Source organism: Pseudomonas sp. SAR267, assembly GCF_052077595.1.
In the GTDB taxonomy this organism is placed as follows: domain Bacteria; phylum Pseudomonadota; class Gammaproteobacteria; order Pseudomonadales; family Pseudomonadaceae; genus Aquipseudomonas; species Aquipseudomonas vlassakiae.
On the sequence record NZ_JBQIHU010000001.1, the window covers coordinates 5804857 to 5821516 of the forward strand.

Annotated in this window: 10 protein-coding genes and 1 pseudogene; 3 read left to right on the forward strand and 8 right to left on the reverse strand. The window is 65.3% G+C overall.

Translation table 11 applies throughout. The annotated features are described in order from the left end of the window. Positions 1-5: 5 nt before the first annotated feature. On the forward strand, positions 6-1127 hold the full coding sequence (gene peaD, locus ACTORR_RS27505; protein ID WP_054885453.1) for a quinohemoprotein amine dehydrogenase subunit beta: 1122 nt from the start codon (positions 6-8) through the stop codon (positions 1125-1127). Between the two features lie 60 nt (positions 1128-1187). Here the strand turns inward: peaD and mobA are convergent, their stop codons facing one another. Genes mobA through ACTORR_RS27520 form a run of 3 tightly spaced genes read right to left on the reverse strand, consistent with a single transcriptional unit; the run spans position 1188 to position 6109 of the window. Then, complete coding sequence (mobA, locus tag ACTORR_RS27510) at positions 1188-1763, reverse strand: molybdenum cofactor guanylyltransferase MobA (RefSeq protein WP_441344092.1); 576 nt, start codon at positions 1761-1763, stop codon at positions 1188-1190. Positions 1764-1823: 60 nt separating this feature from the next. Continuing rightward, the gene (locus ACTORR_RS27515) at positions 1824-4946 is read right to left on the reverse strand and encodes an efflux RND transporter permease subunit (RefSeq protein ID WP_262109507.1); all 3123 of its coding nucleotides are present in this window, start codon (positions 4944-4946) and stop codon (positions 1824-1826) included. 11 nt (positions 4947-4957) lie between these two features. Continuing rightward, the gene (locus ACTORR_RS27520) at positions 4958-6109 is read right to left on the reverse strand and encodes an efflux RND transporter periplasmic adaptor subunit (RefSeq protein ID WP_313365102.1); all 1152 of its coding nucleotides are present in this window, start codon (positions 6107-6109) and stop codon (positions 4958-4960) included. A gap of 183 nt (positions 6110-6292) precedes the next feature. Here ACTORR_RS27520 and ACTORR_RS27525 point away from each other — a divergent pair, with 183 nt between their 5' ends. Next, a complete protein-coding gene (locus ACTORR_RS27525) occupies positions 6293-6994 on the forward strand; it encodes a response regulator transcription factor (protein WP_054885449.1) in 702 nt (233 codons plus the stop codon). A 6-nt stretch (positions 6995-7000) separates the two neighbouring features. Further along, entirely contained in the window at positions 7001-8299 is a 1299-nt protein-coding gene (locus ACTORR_RS27530; protein ID WP_054885448.1) for an ATP-binding protein, read from the forward strand. Here the strand turns inward: ACTORR_RS27530 and ACTORR_RS27535 are convergent. The 5 genes and pseudogenes from ACTORR_RS27535 to wecB all read right to left on the reverse strand — a co-directional run bounded on the left by ACTORR_RS27535 (position 8274) and on the right by wecB (position 16554). Further along, the gene (locus tag ACTORR_RS27535) at positions 8274-9365 is read right to left on the reverse strand and encodes a GGDEF domain-containing protein (RefSeq protein ID WP_099814019.1); all 1092 of its coding nucleotides are present in this window, start codon (positions 9363-9365) and stop codon (positions 8274-8276) included. The genes ACTORR_RS27530 and ACTORR_RS27535 overlap by 26 nt on opposite strands. Before the next feature lie 80 nt (positions 9366-9445). Continuing rightward, entirely contained in the window at positions 9446-10285 is an 840-nt protein-coding gene (locus ACTORR_RS27540) for a DUF4434 family protein (RefSeq protein ID WP_313365104.1), read from the reverse strand. Continuing rightward, entirely contained in the window at positions 10285-13287 is a 3003-nt protein-coding gene (locus ACTORR_RS27545) for a phage receptor (protein WP_313365105.1), read from the reverse strand. Before ACTORR_RS27545 ends, ACTORR_RS27540 begins: the two co-directional genes overlap by 1 nt. Next, a pseudogene (gene nfrB / locus ACTORR_RS27550) lies at positions 13284-15403 on the reverse strand (cyclic di-3',5'-guanylate-activated glycosyltransferase NfrB). Before nfrB ends, ACTORR_RS27545 begins: the two are co-directional and overlap by 4 nt. Continuing rightward, positions 15400-16554, reverse strand: coding sequence for a non-hydrolyzing UDP-N-acetylglucosamine 2-epimerase (gene wecB, locus ACTORR_RS27555; RefSeq protein ID WP_054885443.1), 1155 nt, complete (start codon positions 16552-16554; stop codon positions 15400-15402). The pseudogene nfrB and the gene wecB overlap by 4 nt, the downstream one beginning before the upstream one ends. Positions 16555-16660: the final 106 nt, after the last annotated feature.

Consider the following 16660-nt stretch of genomic DNA (forward strand, 5'->3'; position numbering starts at 1 on the left):
ACCGCATGAAAGCTGGACGCTGCGCGCAGCTCGCGCTGACCATCGCCGCCACGGCCTGCGCCTGGGCGGTACAGGCCGATGATGCCGGGCCGGCCCTCAAGGCTGGCCAGGAATACCTGATCACCACCAACTACCCGAACAACCTGCACGTCATCGACGTGGCCAGCGACACGCTGTACAAGAGCTGCCAGATGCCCGACAAGTTCGGCCCCGGCAGCGCAGTGATGGCGCCGGACAACCGCACCGCCTACGTGCTCAACAACCACTATGGCGATATCTACGGTATCGACCTGGACACCTGCAGGACCACCTTCCACGCCAACCTGTCCAGCGTGCCGGGTGAAGTCGGCAAGTCGATGTACTCGTTCGCCCTGAGCCCGGATGGCAAAGAGGTGTACGCCACCGTCAACCCGACCCAGCGGTTGAATGATCACTATGTGGTCAAGCCGCCGCGCCTGGAGGTCTACAACACTGCCGATGGCCTGCAGGCCAAGCCGGTGCGGACCTTCCCGATGCCGCGCCAGGTGTACCTGATGCGCACCGCCGACGATGGCAGCCTGTTCGTCGCCGGGCCGGACATCTACAAGATGGACGTGCAGACCGGCAAATACACCGTGGCGCTGCCGCTGCGCAATTGGAACCGCAAGGGCTACAGCGCCCCTGACGTGCTGTACTTCTGGCCGCACCAGAGCCCGCGCCACGAGTTCTCGATGCTTTACACCATCGCCAGGTTCAAGGACGCCAAGCAGGACCCGAACGAGGCGCAGCCGCTGTATGGCTACTTGAGCATCGACCTCAAGACCGGCAAGGCCCATACCCAGGAATTCGCCGACCTGACCGAACTCTACTTCACCGGCCTGCGTTCGCCGAAGGATCCGAACCAGATCTACGGCGTGCTCAACCGCCTGGCCAAATACGACATCAAGCAGCGCAAGCTGATCAAGGCGGCCGATCTGGAGCACACCTACTACTGCGTGACCTTCGACAAGAAGGGCGACAAGTTGTACCTGGGCGGCACCTTCAATGACCTGGCGGTGTTCGACCCGCAGACACTGGAGAAAGTGAAGAACATCAAGCTGCCGGGCGGGGACATGTCCACCACCACGCCGCAGGTGTTCATCCGCTGAATCGGTGTGAGCCGTTTCGCGGGCCCACCCGCGAAGCGGCCGGCACAGGCAATGACAGGCTCAGCCTCGGAGCAACTCCGGGCTGTTGAAATTGCTCAACCGGCGATCATCCTCGGCACACTCCAGCCCTTGTACCGCCTCCCGCAGCAAGGCCTTCTGCAAACTCCGCTCACCCGCCGCCCAGGCCCGCTCCAGCACCGGCAGCACCCGGCGTGGCAGGACACTGAACATAGGTTGCCAATACCCGCCCTGGCGCACCATCGCGGCGCTGTCGCTGGCCACTGCTACCTCCAGCAGCGCTGCGATCAATGCCCGGTCAACCAACGGTGCGTCACACGCCAGCAGCACCACCCACTCATGCCGGGCCGCCTTCAGCCCGGCAATCACCCCGGCCAGCGGGCCGGGGAAGTCCGCTTCGGCATCGCCCACCAGTTGGTCAGCATAAGCGGCATACGCCTGCTGGTTGCGGTTGCAGGAAATCACCAGGTCATCGGTGAGCGGCCTCACGGTATGGTGGATATGCGCGACCAACGGTTCGCCGCGCCATTGCAGCAGGCCTTTGTCACGCCCGCCCATGCGCTGGCCGCGGCCACCGGCGAGGATCAGGGCAGAGCAGGGGGGCAGGGTATCAGGCATGAAAAAGGGTTCCGGGCAGTCAATGCCGGAACCCTCTCATTCAACGCCCGGCTTGTCCAGTCAGGCTTCGCTGGCCTGCGTCTGTTCGGCCTTGTTGCGGTCGCGTCCAGCCAGGCGCATCACCACCACGAAGAACACTGGCACGAACACCACTGCCAGGGTGGCGCTGAGCATCCCGCCGATCACACCGGTGCCGATCGCCTGCTGGCTCGCGGAACTTGCGCCGGTAGCGATGGCCAACGGCACCACACCGAGGATGAACGCCAGCGAGGTCATGACGATCGGCCGCAGGCGCAGGCGGGCGGCCTGTACGGCGGCGTCGACAGCGTCCACACCCTGGTCGACCAGCTCCTTGGCGAACTCGATGATGAGGATGGCGTTCTTCGCCGACAGGCCAATCAGGGTGATCAGGCCGACTTTGAAGAACACGTCGTTGGGCATGCCCCGCAGGGTCACCGCCAGCACCGCGCCAAGCACGCCGAGCGGTACCACCAGCAGCACGGCGGTGGGGATCGACCAGCTTTCGTACAGCGCCGCCAGGCACAGGAACACCACCAGCAACGACAACGCCATCAGCAGTGGCGCCTGGCTGCCGGACAGGCGTTCCTGCAGCGACAGGCCGGTCCACTCCAGGCCGGCGCCGGCCGGCAGCTGGGCGACCAGGCGCTCGATTTCGGCCATGGCCTCACCCGAGCTGTAGCCCGCTGCCGGCTCTCCGGAAATCGCCACCGCCGGGTAGCCGTTGTAGCGGGTCAGTTGCACCGGGCCGCTGACCCACTTGGCCTGGACGAACGCGCCCAGGGGCACCATCTTGCCGCTGTTGTTGCGCACGTGGATCTTCAGCAAGTCTTCCACCTGGCTGCGCTGGTCGCCTTCGGCCTGCACCACCACCCGCTGCATGCGGCCCTGGTTGGGGAAGTCGTTGACGTAGCTGGAGCCCACAGCAACGTCCAGCACCGAGCCGATGGCGGCGAATGAAACGCCCAGGGCGTTGGCCTGGCGACGGTCGATTTCCAGCTGCACCTGCGGGCTTTCGGCCAGCGAGGACTCGCGCACGTTGGCCAGCAGCTTGCTCTTGTGCGCGCCGGCCAGCAGTTCGTCACGGGCGGCCATCAGCGCCTCATGACCCATGCCGCCGCGGTCCTGCAGGCGTAGTTCAAAGCCGGTCGACTCACCCAGGCCGTCGATCGGTGGTGGCAGCACGGAATAGGCCACGGCGTCCTTGAGCTGGGTGAAGGCCAGGGTGGCCCGGTCGGCGATCGACTGCGCGCTGTCGTCGCCACCGCGCTCGGACCAGTCCTTGAGCGTGGTGAAGGCCAGCGCGGCGTTCTGGCCGCTGCCCGAGAAGCTGAAACCGAGGATCAGCGTGGTGTTGCCGACGCCCGGCTCCTCGGCGTTGTGCGCCTCGATCTGGGCGGCGACCTGCTCGGTGCGCATGCGGCTGGCACCGGGTGGCAGCTGGATGTCGGTGATGGTGTAACCCTGGTCTTCGGTGGGCAGGAACGCCGTAGGCAACTGGCTGAAGCCATATCCCAGCACGGCCAGCAGCACGCCATACAGCAACAGGTAGCGGCCACTGCGCTTCAGCGCTTGCAGCACCCAGCGCTGGTAACCGTTGCTCAGGCTTTCGAAGCGGCGGTTGAACCAACCGAAGAAGCCTTGGCGTTGCTGATGCTCGCCCTTGGCCAGCGGTTTGAGCAGGGTGGCGCACAGGGCCGGGGTCAGGCTCAGGGCGAGGAACGCCGAGAACAGGATCGACACCGCCATTGACAGCGAGAACTGCTGGTAGATCACACCTACCGAACCCTTCATGAAGGCCATCGGCAGGAATACTGCCACCAGCACCAGGGTAATGCCGACGATGGCGCCGCTGATCTGGCCCATGGCCTTGCGTGTGGCCTCGCGAGGCGGCAGGCCTTCCTCGGCCATGATCCGCTCGACGTTCTCCACCACCACGATGGCATCGTCGACCAGGATACCGATGGCCAGCACCATGCCAAACAGGGTCAGTACGTTGACCGAGAAACCCATGGCCAGCATCACGGCGAACGTGCCCATCAGCGCCACGGGTACTACCAGGGTCGGGATCAGCGTGTAGCGCAGGTTCTGCAGGAACAGGAACATCACCGCAAACACCAGCAGCATGGCTTCGAACAGGGTGTTGATGACCTGCTGGATTGATACCTTGACGAACGGCGAGGTGTCGTAGGGGATGTCGTACTTGACCCCTTCGGGGAAGTAGCGCGACAGCTCTTTCATCTTCGCCCGCACCAGGGTGGCGGTTTCCATGGCGTTGGCGCCCGGTGCCAGTTGCACGCTGAAAGCGGTGGCCGGCTTGCCGTTCAGGCGGGTGCCGTACTGATACTCCTGGGCGCCGATTTCGACCCGGGCGACATCGCCGACGGTGACACTGGAGCCATCCGGGTTGGCGCGCAGGACAATGGCGGCGAATTCCTCCGGCGTGCTCAGCTGGCCGCGGACCACCACGTTGGCGGTGATTTCCTGGGTGCCGCGGGCGGGCAGGTCGCCGATGCTGCCGGGGGCGACCTGGGCGTTCTGCGCGGCAATGGCCTCGGCCACATCGTTGGGGGTGAGGTTGAAACCGATCAGCCTGCGCGGGTCGATCCAGATGCGCATGGCGCGCTCGGAGCCATACAGCTGCGCCTTGCCGACGCCCTTGAGGCGGCGGATTTCGTTCATCACGTTGCGTGCAAGGATGTCCGACAGTGCGGTTTCATCGAGGCTGCCGTCCTCGGAGGTGAGGGTGCCGAGCAGCAGGAAGCCGGTGGACACCTTCTCCACCTGCAGGCCTTGCTGGGTGACCTGGCGCGGCAGGCGCGACTCGACCACTTTGAGGCGGTTTTGCACATCGACCTGGGCCAGGTCGGGGTGGGTGCCCGGCTCGAAGGTAGCGGTGATGGTGGCGCTGCCCAGGCTGCTTTGTGACGAGAAGTACAACAGGTTGTCGGCGCCGTTGAGCTCCTGCTCGATCAGGCTGACCACGCTTTCGTCCAGGGTCGCCGCCGAGGCGCCTGGGTACACGGCGTAGATTTCCACCTGCGGCGGCGCCACGTTGGGGTACTGCGCCACCGGCAGCCGGGGGATGGCCAGGACGCCGGCAAGCAGGATGAACAGCGCGATCACCCAGGCGAAAATCGGGCGGTCGATGAAGAACTGCGGCATGGATCAGGCCCTCACTGGCCGTTGTGCTGGACGATGGACTGAGCCTCGGCGTCGACCTGGACCTGGTCGCCCGCCTTGACGTGTTGCAGGCCTTCGACCACGACCCGTTCGCCGGGCGCCAGGCCCTCGGTGACCCGCCAGCGATCACCTTGGGCTGTACCCAGCACCACCTGGCGTTCGCTGATGCGCGACTGCGCGTCGACCACCAGCACTTTCGGTACCCCGGCACTGTCGCGCAGGATGGCCCGCTGCGGCACGCTCAGGCCCTTGGGCTGCACAGCTTGCTCAAGGCGCACGCGCACGTAGCTGCCCGGCAGCAGGTCGAGGTCCGGGTTGGGGAATTCACTGCGCAGGGTGATCTGGTTGGTGCTCGGGTCGACACTGATGTCGGAGAACAGCAGCTTGCCCGGCAGCGGGTAGGCACTGCCATCGTCCTGGATCAGCGTGGCACGGGCCTGGCCGTCGCCGGCCTGTTGCAGCTCCCCGGCGCGCAGTGCACGGCGCAGGGCGTTGAGTTCGCGGGTCGACTGGGTGACGTCGGCATGGATCGGGTCGAGCTGCTGGATGGTCGCCAGCGGCGTGGTCTCGTTCTGGCCGACCAGGGCACGGCCGATGCGCCCGGAAATCGGCGCGGTGACCGTGGCGTAACCCAGGTTCAGGCGGGCGCGCTCCAGCGCAGCCTTGGCTTCGGCAACGGCAGCGTCGGCCTGGAGGAAGGCGGCGCGGGCGTTGTCGTACTCCTGGCGGCTGACCGCCTTGTCGTCGACCAGCTGGCGGTAGCGCTGCTCTTGCAGGCGTGCCTGGTACAGGGTGGCTTCGGCCTTGGCCAGGATGGCGCGGGCGCTGTCGTGGTCGGCCTTGAACGGCGCCGGGTCGATGAGGAACAGCACATCGCCCTGTTTGACGTCGCTGCCTTCGCGATAGACGCGCTTGAGCACCACGCCCGCGACGCGCGCGCGTACTTCGGCAGTACGCGGGGCGAGAATGCGCCCACTCAGCTCGGTGCTGATGGCCAGGGGCTGCAATTGCAGGGTTTCTACCCGGACTTGCGGCGTGGGTTGTTGTTCGTCCTGCTCGGCCGAAGGATCGCAACCGGCCAGGGGCAGTGCAAGAAGCGCCACCAGCGCCAGGGGGCGCAGGTGTGGGGAGAGGGTGATAGGCATGCGGATCTTCCGATGATGACCCTGCATATCCTAAGGCAACCGTTCCTCGGATGGCTGTTAACACCTGTAGGACCTGTGTGAAAAAGTGTTAAGAGGAGTCCTGCCGGTTAGTAGGATTCTATATTCTGCGAGTACCTGTTCCGGCCTCATCGCGGATGAATCCGCTCCTACAAGCAAAATTCCATGCCCAACATTCTTTTGGTCGAAGACGACAGTGCGCTGTCCGAGCTGATCGCCAGCTACCTGCAACGCAACGATTTCCATGTCCGGGTGATAGCCCGTGGCGATCACGTGCTGGACGCGTTCCGGCAAGACCACCCCGACCTGGTGATTCTCGACCTGATGCTCCCCGGTATCGACGGCCTGCAACTGTGCCGCCTGCTGCGCCAGGAATCGCAGAGCCTGCCGATCCTGATGCTGACCGCCCGCGACGACAGCCACGACCAGGTGCTGGGCCTGGAGATGGGGGCCGACGATTACGTGACCAAACCTTGTGAGCCCCGGGTGCTGTTGGCCCGTGTACGCACCTTGCTGCGCCGCAGCAGCGTCAACGAGCCGCGCCTGGACAACCACCAGATCGTCATCGGTGGCCTGCGTATCGACCTCGCCGAGCGCCAGGTCAGCTGGCGTGGCGAAGAGGTGGAGCTGTCCAGCGGCGAATACAACCTGCTGGTGGTGCTGGCGCGCAATGCCGGTGTGGTACTCAGCCGCGACCGCATTCTCCAGCAACTGCGCGGCATCGAATTCAACGGTACCGACCGTTCGGTGGACGTGGCCATTTCCAAGCTGCGCCGCAAGTTCGACGACAATGCCGGCGAGGCCCGCAAGATCAAGACCGTGTGGGGCAAGGGTTACCTGTTCAGCCGTGTCGAGTGGGAGTGCTGACGCGCCATGCTGAAAATCCTGGTGCGCCTGTATCTGGTCATCATCGTCGCTTACGCCGGGGCATTGCTGTTGATCCCGGACGCCATCGTCGGCCTGTTCCATGACCGTTTCATGGCCTACAACCTGGACCAGGCCAAGGGTGTGCAGTCGCTCATCGTGCGCCAGTTCCAGCAGGCGCCGCAGGCGCAATGGCCGGCGGTGGAGCAGGACCTGGCCAAGGTCTTTGCGCCACTGGAGGTCAAGCTGCTGCGTAGCGAAGAGGCCGGCCTGAGCGCGCAAGAGAAAGCGCGTCTGGAGCACGGCCTGTATGCCGTGCGCATCGGTGACTGGGGCTATTACAGAACGGCACTGGCACCGTTGGATCAGGACTGGCTGGTCAGCCTGCATTCACCACCAGACCCACTGGACATCAACGTGTTGTCCTGGGGTGTGACGGTACTGATCGGCGCGGCCATGCTCGGCTGCCTGCTGCTCTGGGTGTGGCCGCACTGGCGCGACCTTGAGCGCCTGAAGGAAACCGCCCGGCGCCTGGGCCAAGGGCAGATGGCCGAGCGCACGCACATCTCGCCGCACTCGAACATCGGCGAACTGGCAGGGGTGTTCGACACCATGGCCAGTGACCTCGAACGCCACGTCAACCAGCAGCGCGAACTGCTCAACGCGGTGTCCCACGAGCTGCGCACGCCACTGACCCGGCTGGATTTCGGCCTGGTGCTGCTGTTCGACGAGGTGCCAGCCGCCAGCCGCAAGCGCCTGCTGGAGCTGGTCGGGCACGTGCGCGAGCTGGATGAACTGGTGCTCGAGCTGCTGTCGTACAGCCGCCTGTACAACGCCGACCAGGCCCGTGAGCGGGTCGAAGTGTCGTTGCTGGAGCTGGTTGACAGCGTGCTCGGCGGCTTTGCCGAAGAACTCGATACCCGCGCCATCCAGTGGGAGGTGCAGGCCGAGGGCAACCTGCCACGCTTCGTGCTGGACCCGCGGCTGACCGCTCGGGCGGTGCAGAACCTGGTGCGCAACGCCATGCGCTACTGCGATGAAAGCCTGTTGCTGCGCCTGCGACTGGAGGAGGACGGTGCTTGCCTGTTGACCGTGGAGGATGACGGCATCGGCATCCCGGCCGAGGAGCGTGAGCGGATCTTCCAGCCGTTCTACCGCCTGGACCGCAGCCGCGACCGCAATACCGGTGGCTTTGGCCTGGGCCTGGCGATCAGCCGCCGGGCAATCGAGGGGCAGGGCGGGACGCTGACCGTGGCGCAGTCGGCGCTGGGCGGGGCGCAGTTCAGGATTCGGCTGCCAGCTGGCTAGTCCATAGCACGAAGCGGTCCTTGCCGCTGTGCTTGGCCTCGTACAGCGCCTGGTCGGCATGTATCAGCGCCATGCTGAGCGTCTCACCGCTGTCCACCCTGGCCAGGCCGATACTGATGGTTACCGGTGGCACGCCAAGATCCTTGCGCACCCGCTCGCACAAGGCCGCCACGCATCGCTCGGCAGCCTGCTGATTCAGCCCGGCGAAGAAGATGGCGAACTCCTCGCCACCCAGCCGGGCGAATTCGTGCCCTTGCACCCCCGCCTTGATATGCACCGCCACGCGCTTGAGTACGGCGTCGCCCACGTCATGGCCGTAGCGGTCGTTTACCCGCTTGAAATTGTCGATGTCGATCATCGCCAGGTATTGCCCGGGCGTGCCCAGGCGGATCTGGCGTTCGGCATTGGTCATGAACGCCCGGCGGTTGGGGATCTCGGTCAGGGCGTCGAAGTAAGCCTGCTCCAGCAGTACCTTGGACAGGTAGAAATTGTGCAGCTTGGCCTGGCGCATCTGCAGGTAGCTGTAGATCACCAGCCCGCTGAGGAACACCGCGTAGCTCAGCAGCATGGCACCTTCGAGCTGATCGACATCGATGCGGGTGTGGTAGAAGGGGCTGAGCATGGCCCAGGTGATGGCCATGGCGCAGAAGAACGACCAGCGCCGTACCGGCAGCACCGAAACGGCATAGAGTACGGTCGACACGCCGAGCACCAGCCACACCGGGCGCAAGGGTTCGGGAATGCCTTCGATCACCAGGCGCATGCCCAGGGTGATGACGGCGATGAACAGCAGGTTGAGCACGTCGAAATGGTGGCTGCGACGGGTAAAGCGCAGTACCACGGTGATGCAGCCGAGCAGGCCCATGAACAGGTAGGACAGCCAGGTGAAGCCCTGGCTGCCAAGGAAGCTGACAATCAGGTCGAAGACCAGCCAGATGGCGATGCTGACGCAGAATATCAGCATGCAGAACGGGCGCATCGATTCGAATTCGTGCTGGCGGAATTCGGCGCGCAGGGCGGCGGGGGCGACCTGCTTGCGCACGTGCTCTTCGATGGTCTTGAACATCAGGGGCTCCTGGGAGTACTGCATCGCCCGTACTGGCCTCTTCGCGGGTTCACCCGCGAAGAGGCCGTTACAGACAGACTTCAATCCTGTGGCAGAACACTCCGGGCCCAAGGCCGGTAGCGCAGCGCAAACACCGCCTCGGCATGGCACCCACCGCTCATCTTCGGTTGCGCAGGTTCAGCCCGAAACGGCTGCCCTGGCCCGCTCACCTGGCGAAACGCCTCGCGCACCACCCCCACCCGACAGGGCAGCGCCTGTTCGTAACGCTGGCGCACCAGCGGCGGCAAGCGCCCGGTCCCGGCACCGTCCTGCCACCACACAGTCAAGCCCAACCCGGCCAATTGATCCAGCCAGGCGCCATTGACCCGTGGCGCCAGCTTGCCGGCGCTGAACGCGCTGATGTGCAGCGGCTTGTCCAGCCGCCGGTTGAAGGCTTGCAGTTGGCTGTACAACGCCTCGCGACGACTGCTGTCGCGAAAGTGCAGGTCGTCCAGTTCCATGGGCAGGTACCAGCCGGCAACGGGCAATTGCCAGTGCTGGCGAACCTGTTGGTACTGGCTCAGGGAGCGACCCAGTTGCGACTTCCAGTAAGTGTTCAGGCCGTCACCGTCGAGTTCCTCGATGCGCTGGTAGTAGGCCGGGTCCAGGTACAGCCCGAGCACCAGCTCCAGGCCTTGGGCATGGGCCTCGCGCAGGCTGTTGGCCAGCCAGCCCTGGGCACCGCCGAAGTCACTGTCGCCGTAGGCACTCCACTGTACGATCAGCGTCGTGCCACCTTGCGCCTTGGTGGCGCGCCACAGTTGCTGCCATTGCGACTGGGTCACCGCGGCGTCGCGGTTGAGTGGCTGGTAGAACAGGCGTTGGTCGGCCACGGCCGGCAGGCACAGAACGAGCATGCAGATTGCCAGGAACGTACGCATCAGAAGCTCATCTCCGCGCCAACCAGCACGCCATTGGCGCTTTTGTAGAGGTTGCCACCCAGCGACTGCTGGTACTCGGCGCGCACCTTCAGCGAGCCGCGGTAGGCGTTGTAGCGGTCGTCGTCGAACCACCATTGCCAGCGCACACCGACCCCGGCCCGAGTGTCCTGGCGCCAGTCGTTGCTTGGGTCCTGGCTGGAAAACTCGAAGAAGCCGTACGGCATGAGCGTTTGTGGCGAGTTGCCGGGCAGCTTCCAGGCATGGCCCTGCTGGTAGCGCGACAGCCAGGCGTGGTCGCCGGCGCGGGTCCACCAGGCGGCATCGAGGTAGAGGAAGCGCTCGTTCCAGTCGTCTTCGTCGACCCGCCAGTCGTTGCGCCAGTCGCCCTGGTCGAGGAACGAGGCGGTGGCGCGCAGCAGCAGGTCGTTGCTCGATTCGGCGTGCTGGCGCAAGTCGCCCCAGTTGCCGCCCACCTTGGAGGGGTTCAGCAACTGGCCCAGGCTCAGGCCGCTGTAGTGGTCATCGTCGATCTGCCGCTGGTGGTAGAGCTCGGCATACAGGTTCAGGTTGGCCTGGCCGAGCGGCTTGTAGCGCAGGCCGACGCCGGTGCCCATGCTTTGCGCATAGTCGGTGCGGCTCTGGCCGCCGAACAGCACCCGGCCATAGACCGACAAGGTGCTGCCGTTGCGGCTGGGTTCCTCGCCCAGGGCGTGGTCCCACATGGCCAGCTGCACGTTCTGTGATTGGGCGCGACGTGAGGTGCCGCTGCGCTCGCCGTTATCGAGGAACTTGTCGTTGGTCGAGGTGCCTGCCGGCGACCAGGTGCTGGCCAGGGTGATGGTGTCGCGCCGCGAGAGGGTTTCGTGGGCGCGGCGCTGGCGGTACTTGCGGGCTTCGAGGCTGCCGTATTCGTCGTCGCCATCGACCAGGTTCTCTTCCACATCGATCACTCGGCGCAGTTCGCGGCGGGCCGCTGCGCTGTTCTCGGCTTCGTCGTAGCGCAGGGCGAGGGTCTCGCCCAGGCGATAGTCCTCGGGGAAGTCGTGGGTGGCGCGTTCCAGATAAGGGATGGACTGCTGTCGCAGGGCCTTGTCCTGCGAGCCGGCCAGGCGCATGCCGTAGTCGGCACGATAGCGCGGCTGGTTGGGCTCAAGGCGCACGGCTTCGGCCAGCCACGCGGTGCTCTGCGCACTGTCGCCGGCCAGTTGCGCCGTGCTGGCGGCGGCATAGTAGTGGTCGGCACGCGGGTTGTGCGCCAGGGCCTGGCGCTGGAAACCCAGTGCCGCGTGCAGGTCGCCCTGAGCTTGGGCGATGGCGGCACCCAGTGCCCAGTCATCGGCGCTGTTGTGAGCGGCGGCGTCCCAGTAGCGGCGGGCGGCGTCGGCATCGCCCGCATTCAAGGCGCCACGGGCAGCGGTCAGGCGGGCGTTGTCGTTCCAGGCGCTGGCCGGCAGGTTGCGCCAGATCGGCATGGCCGCTTCGGAATCGCCGGCCGCTTCCAGGGCGTAGGCCAGGGGCAGGCGGTTGCCACTGTCGCCCAGACGTTCGGCGGCCTGGTAATAGACCACCGCTTCACCGTGTTGATCGGGCATGGCGCAGCGGCCCAGGGCCCGGTACTGGCCGGCTTCGCTCGGGTTTGCCGGGATGGCCCGGCGCACCGTGGCACATTGGCCGTTTTCAGCCAGGCGGCCGAGCAGCTGGGCGCGGGTATCGGCGTCGACCCTGGGGATCAGCCCGAGCATGCGCTGGCTGTTCAGTGGGCCATCGTTGCGCGCATAGATATTGCCCAGGCGCTGCAGCAGGGAAGGTGTCAGTCGCCCCTGGCGACGGTCATAAGCCTGCTCCAGCAGGTTGCGGGCGCGCTCGCTCTGGCCTTGATGCAGCAACAGGTAGGTTGCTTGCTCAAGCGCGGCCAGGTCACCGTTCTGACGGTAGCGTTTTTCCCACTCGGTGGCTGTGCGGGGTTGCGGCGGCTGCACCGGGTCGCCATACAGGCGCTGCTTGAGCACTGCATAAGCGCGCGGGTCTGCGCTGGCCGGGCAGTCCTTGAACTGTTCGCGGGCAACGTCCGGGTCACGGCGTGACAACCAGTCGACGGTCTCCAGGCAAGGGCGCTGCAGCTCGTTGCTCAGCTGCCGTACCAGTGGCGCGTCATCCCCTTCACGGGCCAGCTCCCACAACTGCTGGCGTTGCTCAGGTTGCTGCAACTGCTCGTTGGGCAATTTTTCCAACCAGCGCTGCGCCAGTTGGTTGTGGCCGACGGCGATGGCCCGATTGGCCATGGCAAGGCGCGTCTGGTTGGCGACTTCGGGAGAGGGGGCGCTTTGCAGCAGCTTTTCCAGGCCCTTTTCATCGACCTGCTGGACATAGGCGTTGGCCAGGCGCTGCCAGTCTTCGGGCGGCAATTGGCCCTTGTCGGCCAGAGGCTGCAGTTGCTCGATGGTTTCCTTCCAGTTACGCAACTGTTCGGCGAAGTTGGCCCGGGCCAGGCGCAGCACCTGGCCATCGTCGCGTGGCGGCAGCTGGTTGAGCCACTCCAGGGCTTTGCCGGCACCGCCGAACTTGGCCAGGCTCAGGCTGTAGGCCTGCCACAGGCGTACCCGCTGGGTGCCATCGGCGTTGGCCAGCCAGCCTTCCACCTGGCTGGCCGCAGGCGGGTCCTGCTCGATCCAGGTCAGGCGCAGCTCGAGCAGGGCGTTGGCGTATTCGGGGCCGTCGCCGACCTGCTCGGCCATGGCTTCGGCTTCCTTGTAGCGGCGCTGGTGTGCCAGGGCTTCGACCAGCAGCGTACGGGCTTCGTCGTTGTTCGGCACGCGGCTCAGTACATGGCGGGTCAGGCGTTCGACTTCGGCCCAGTTGTCCTTCTTCGCCTCGCGGTAGCTGCGTTCCATGAAGGGGTAACTGGTGAAGCGTTGGAATTCGCTCATGGGGGCTGCCTGGCTCGCCAGCGCAGTGGAACACAGCAACAGCCCGGACAGGGTGAGGGAAAGGCGCGGCTTCATGCCACCTCCCGGGTCAGGTCAAAGGCAGCCTGCTGTTCGCTGGCTTGTTCGGCGAGGGCCTGTTGCAGCACCTCTTCGGTGATGATGCCGCGGGCGATCAGGTGTTCGCCGAGGCTTTGCTGCTCGGGGTTGAAATCGATCAGTGCCTGGTTGAACAGGGTGACCGGGACCATGCCGCGTACCTGCAGGAGGGCGCCAAGCATCACCTGGTGATGGCTGACCTGCTCGATCAGATCGGCGTCATCCTGGTGCCGCTCCAGCACGCTGAGCATCTGCTGGGTTTCAGGCATTTGCCAGGGGCTTGGGTAGTGATAGCGCAGGCCCAGGGTGACTCGGCCCTGGGGCGCCAGGCGGCAACTGACCGGGCGCTTGAGCTGGCGGCTGATGACCCCCAGCGACACCTGGCTGACCGGGCTTTCGCTGGCCAGCACCAGAGTATTGCCGTCTTCGGCGACCGGCAGCACGCCGTAGTGCGTGGCCAGCCGGCGCGGCAGTTGGGCGATCAGTTGTGGGGCGAGCTTGAACGGGTTGAGCGGTGCCCAGGGCAGGTCGAGCTGCTCGGCCAGGGTTTGCACCAGTTGCTCACTGTTCAGCCAGCCGCGCAGCAGCAGTTCGCGGCCCAGGCGCCGGCGCACCGGGCTGGTGATCGCCTGCTCCAGCTGTTGTTCGGTGATGAAGCCCTTTTCCACCAGGCGATGGCCCAGCGGCGTGCGCGCCGGCGAGGCAAGGGCAGGGAACTCGTGGGTGGTCTTGTCCCACGCCACCCGCCGCGAATCGCCCATCTCCATGACCTGGCGCAGGGCGCGCAGGTTGGCGAAGAAATTGACGAAGTTGCTCCACATCATCCGTGGCGCCGACAGCAGGCCTTCGAAGATGCCGTAATAGCGGGTGACGAACCAGCCGCGCTGGAACAGGCGGTTGATCAGCATCAGACCATTGAGCCAGAGCAGGGTGGTAAGCAACTGGCTGTCGCTGAGGATCGACATGAAGCGCCAGGAATCGGGGGCGATCACGGTTACCAGCCACATGGCCAGCAGCACCAGCAGCAACAGGTTGACCAGGAAGCTCAGCAGGTAGGCGAACAGGCCGCGGCGGTCGCGCCAGAGGAAGTAGTTGAGCGCGCCGGTGCGGCTCCAGCCGAGGTTGCTGGTGCCCTGGAAGACGATGCCGACGATCCACCGCGACTTCTGCCGGATGGCATGCTGCCAGTCGCGCGGGAAGTGCTCGCGCACACAGATCACCTGGGAGAATTCGCGGCTCATGCCCGGCCGCCACTCGTGCTTGAGGGCCAGCGCCGGGTCGGTGATGGAGTAGCGGGCGAAAATGCACTTCATGCCTTTTTGCTTCAGGCGAAAGCCGATGTCGTAGTCTTCGGTCAGGCTCTGCACGTCGAAGGCGATGCCATCGCCGTCTTCGAGCAGGGCGCTGATGGCGCGGCGGCTGAAGCAGGTGCCGACGCCAGCACTGGGCACCTGGCCGGTCAGTGCCCGGCGGTGAAACCCTTCCATTCCGGCGCGTAGGGGTACACCGGGATCTGGATCATGTCCTTGTTCGGCAACAGGTAGTTGAACAGGCGCAATTCCATGGGCGAGATCACGTCTTCGGCATCATGCAGGATGAAACCGGCGAACTCGATACGGGCATCGTCCTGGAAGCGCAGGATGGCGTCGATGATGTTGTTCAGGCAGTCGGCCTTGCTGGTGGGGCCGGGGCGGGCACAGACCACCTTGTGCACGTTCGGGTAATGCAGGCACACGGCGTCGACGTCGGCCTGGGTCTGCGGGTCGTTGGGGTAGGTGCCGACGAAGATCTGGTAGTTCTCGTAGTCGATGGTCGAGGCCGCCAGGCGTGCCATTTCGCCGACCACGCCCACTTCGTTCCAGGCCGGGACCATGATTGCCAGGGGTTTTTCCGCTACTTCGAACAGGCGTTTCTCGTCGGCCTTTTCGTACTTGTCGTAGATGCGGAAACGGCGGATCAGCTTGCGGCCCCAGTAGCAAAGGTCAATGAACAGGTCGTCGAGGCCGAGCAGGAACATCAGAGAGGCGAGGATGATCGCCAGAACCTTGAGGCCGAACAGCACATAGGTGAGGAAGTCGATGAAAACCAGGCTCATGCGTCGTCTCGCTGGGTAGCCGTTTCCGCGAACCAGCGCGTGAGGCGCTCGGCGATGCGCTCGCTGGCGTGGCCGTCGCCAAACGGGGTATAGACCCGCGCCATGCGCGCGTAGGCCGCCGGGTCGTCGAGCAGCCGGGCGGTTTCTTCGACGATGCGTTCAGTCACGGTGCCCACCAGCTTGACCGTGCCGCCCTTGAGCACGGCGGGGCGCTCGGTGACCTTGCGCAGCACAAGCACAGGCTTGCCGAGTGCCGGCGCTTCTTCCTGGACGCCACCGGAGTCGGTAAGGATGACCTGGGCGCGGTTCATCAGCCAGACGAAGTGCTGGTAGTCCTGGGGGGCGATCAGGTGGATGTTGTTGCGATCCGACAGTACGCCATACACGGCCTTCTGCACCTGCGGGTTGAGGTGCACCGGGTAGACGAACTGCACGTCGGGGTAGCGCTCGGCCAGCTGCGCGAGTGCCAGGCAGATACGTTCGAAACCGGGGCCGAAGTTCTCCCGACGATGGCCGGTGATCAACACCATGCGCTGCTCCGGCCGCAGCTTGCTCAGGGGCGAGTCGGCGCTTGGCTGCCATTGCCGTTCGGCGAGGTGGTCGCGCATCCACAACAGGGCGTCGATGACGGTGTTGCCGGTGACTTCGATGTGCTCTGGCGGCACGCCTTCGCGGATCAGGTTGGCGTCCGAGTCGCGGGTCGGGGTGAAGTGCAGGTCAGCGAGTACCCCGGTCAGGCGCCGGTTGGCTTCCTCGGGCCAGGGCTGTTGCAAGTTGCCGGTGCGCAGGCCGGCTTCGACATGGCCGATGGGAATGTGCCGCTGGAAGGCCGCGAGGCTGGCGATGAAGCTGGTGGTGGTGTCGCCGTGGACCAGCACGATGTCCGGCCTGACCTGGTCATAGGCCTGGTCGAGCTTGTCCAGCAGGTCGCGAGACAGGCCATTGAGCGTCTGGTTCTGGGTCATCACCTTGAGGTCCTGATCGACGCTCAGGCCAAAGGCGGTGAGCACCTGCTCGAGCATCTCGCGGTGCTGGCCGGTGGAGCAGATATGCAGGTTGACCTCGGGCCAGGTGCGCAGCACCCGGGCCAGCGGTGCCATCTTGATCGCTTCGGGGCGGGTGCCGAATACCATCATGACGCTATACGCCATCGTCTTGTTCCTCGTTCATTTCCCTGGACGAAGGGGTGGGACATGTCGCCGCTTGCCAGTGATAGATACAAGCAGTCGCATGCAGGGTTGTCCAATGCGTAATCGG

Coding starts and splice junctions, on each gene's coding strand:
- peaD (WP_054885453.1), top strand. CDS start 6: ATGAAAGCTGGACGCTGCGCGCAGCTCGCGCTGACCATCGCCGCCACG.
- mobA (WP_441344092.1), bottom strand. CDS start 1,763: ATGCCTGATACCCTGCCCCCCTGCTCTGCCCTGATCCTCGCCGGTGGC.
- ACTORR_RS27515 (WP_262109507.1), bottom strand. CDS start 4,946: ATGCCGCAGTTCTTCATCGACCGCCCGATTTTCGCCTGGGTGATCGCG.
- ACTORR_RS27520 (WP_313365102.1), bottom strand. CDS start 6,109: ATGCCTATCACCCTCTCCCCACACCTGCGCCCCCTGGCGCTGGTGGCG.
- ACTORR_RS27525 (WP_054885449.1), top strand. CDS start 6,293: ATGCCCAACATTCTTTTGGTCGAAGACGACAGTGCGCTGTCCGAGCTG.
- ACTORR_RS27530 (WP_054885448.1), top strand. CDS start 7,001: ATGCTGAAAATCCTGGTGCGCCTGTATCTGGTCATCATCGTCGCTTAC.
- ACTORR_RS27535 (WP_099814019.1), bottom strand. CDS start 9,365: ATGTTCAAGACCATCGAAGAGCACGTGCGCAAGCAGGTCGCCCCCGCC.
- ACTORR_RS27540 (WP_313365104.1), bottom strand. CDS start 10,285: ATGCGTACGTTCCTGGCAATCTGCATGCTCGTTCTGTGCCTGCCGGCC.
- ACTORR_RS27545 (WP_313365105.1), bottom strand. CDS start 13,287: ATGAAGCCGCGCCTTTCCCTCACCCTGTCCGGGCTGTTGCTGTGTTCC.
- wecB (WP_054885443.1), bottom strand. CDS start 16,554: ATGGCGTATAGCGTCATGATGGTATTCGGCACCCGCCCCGAAGCGATC.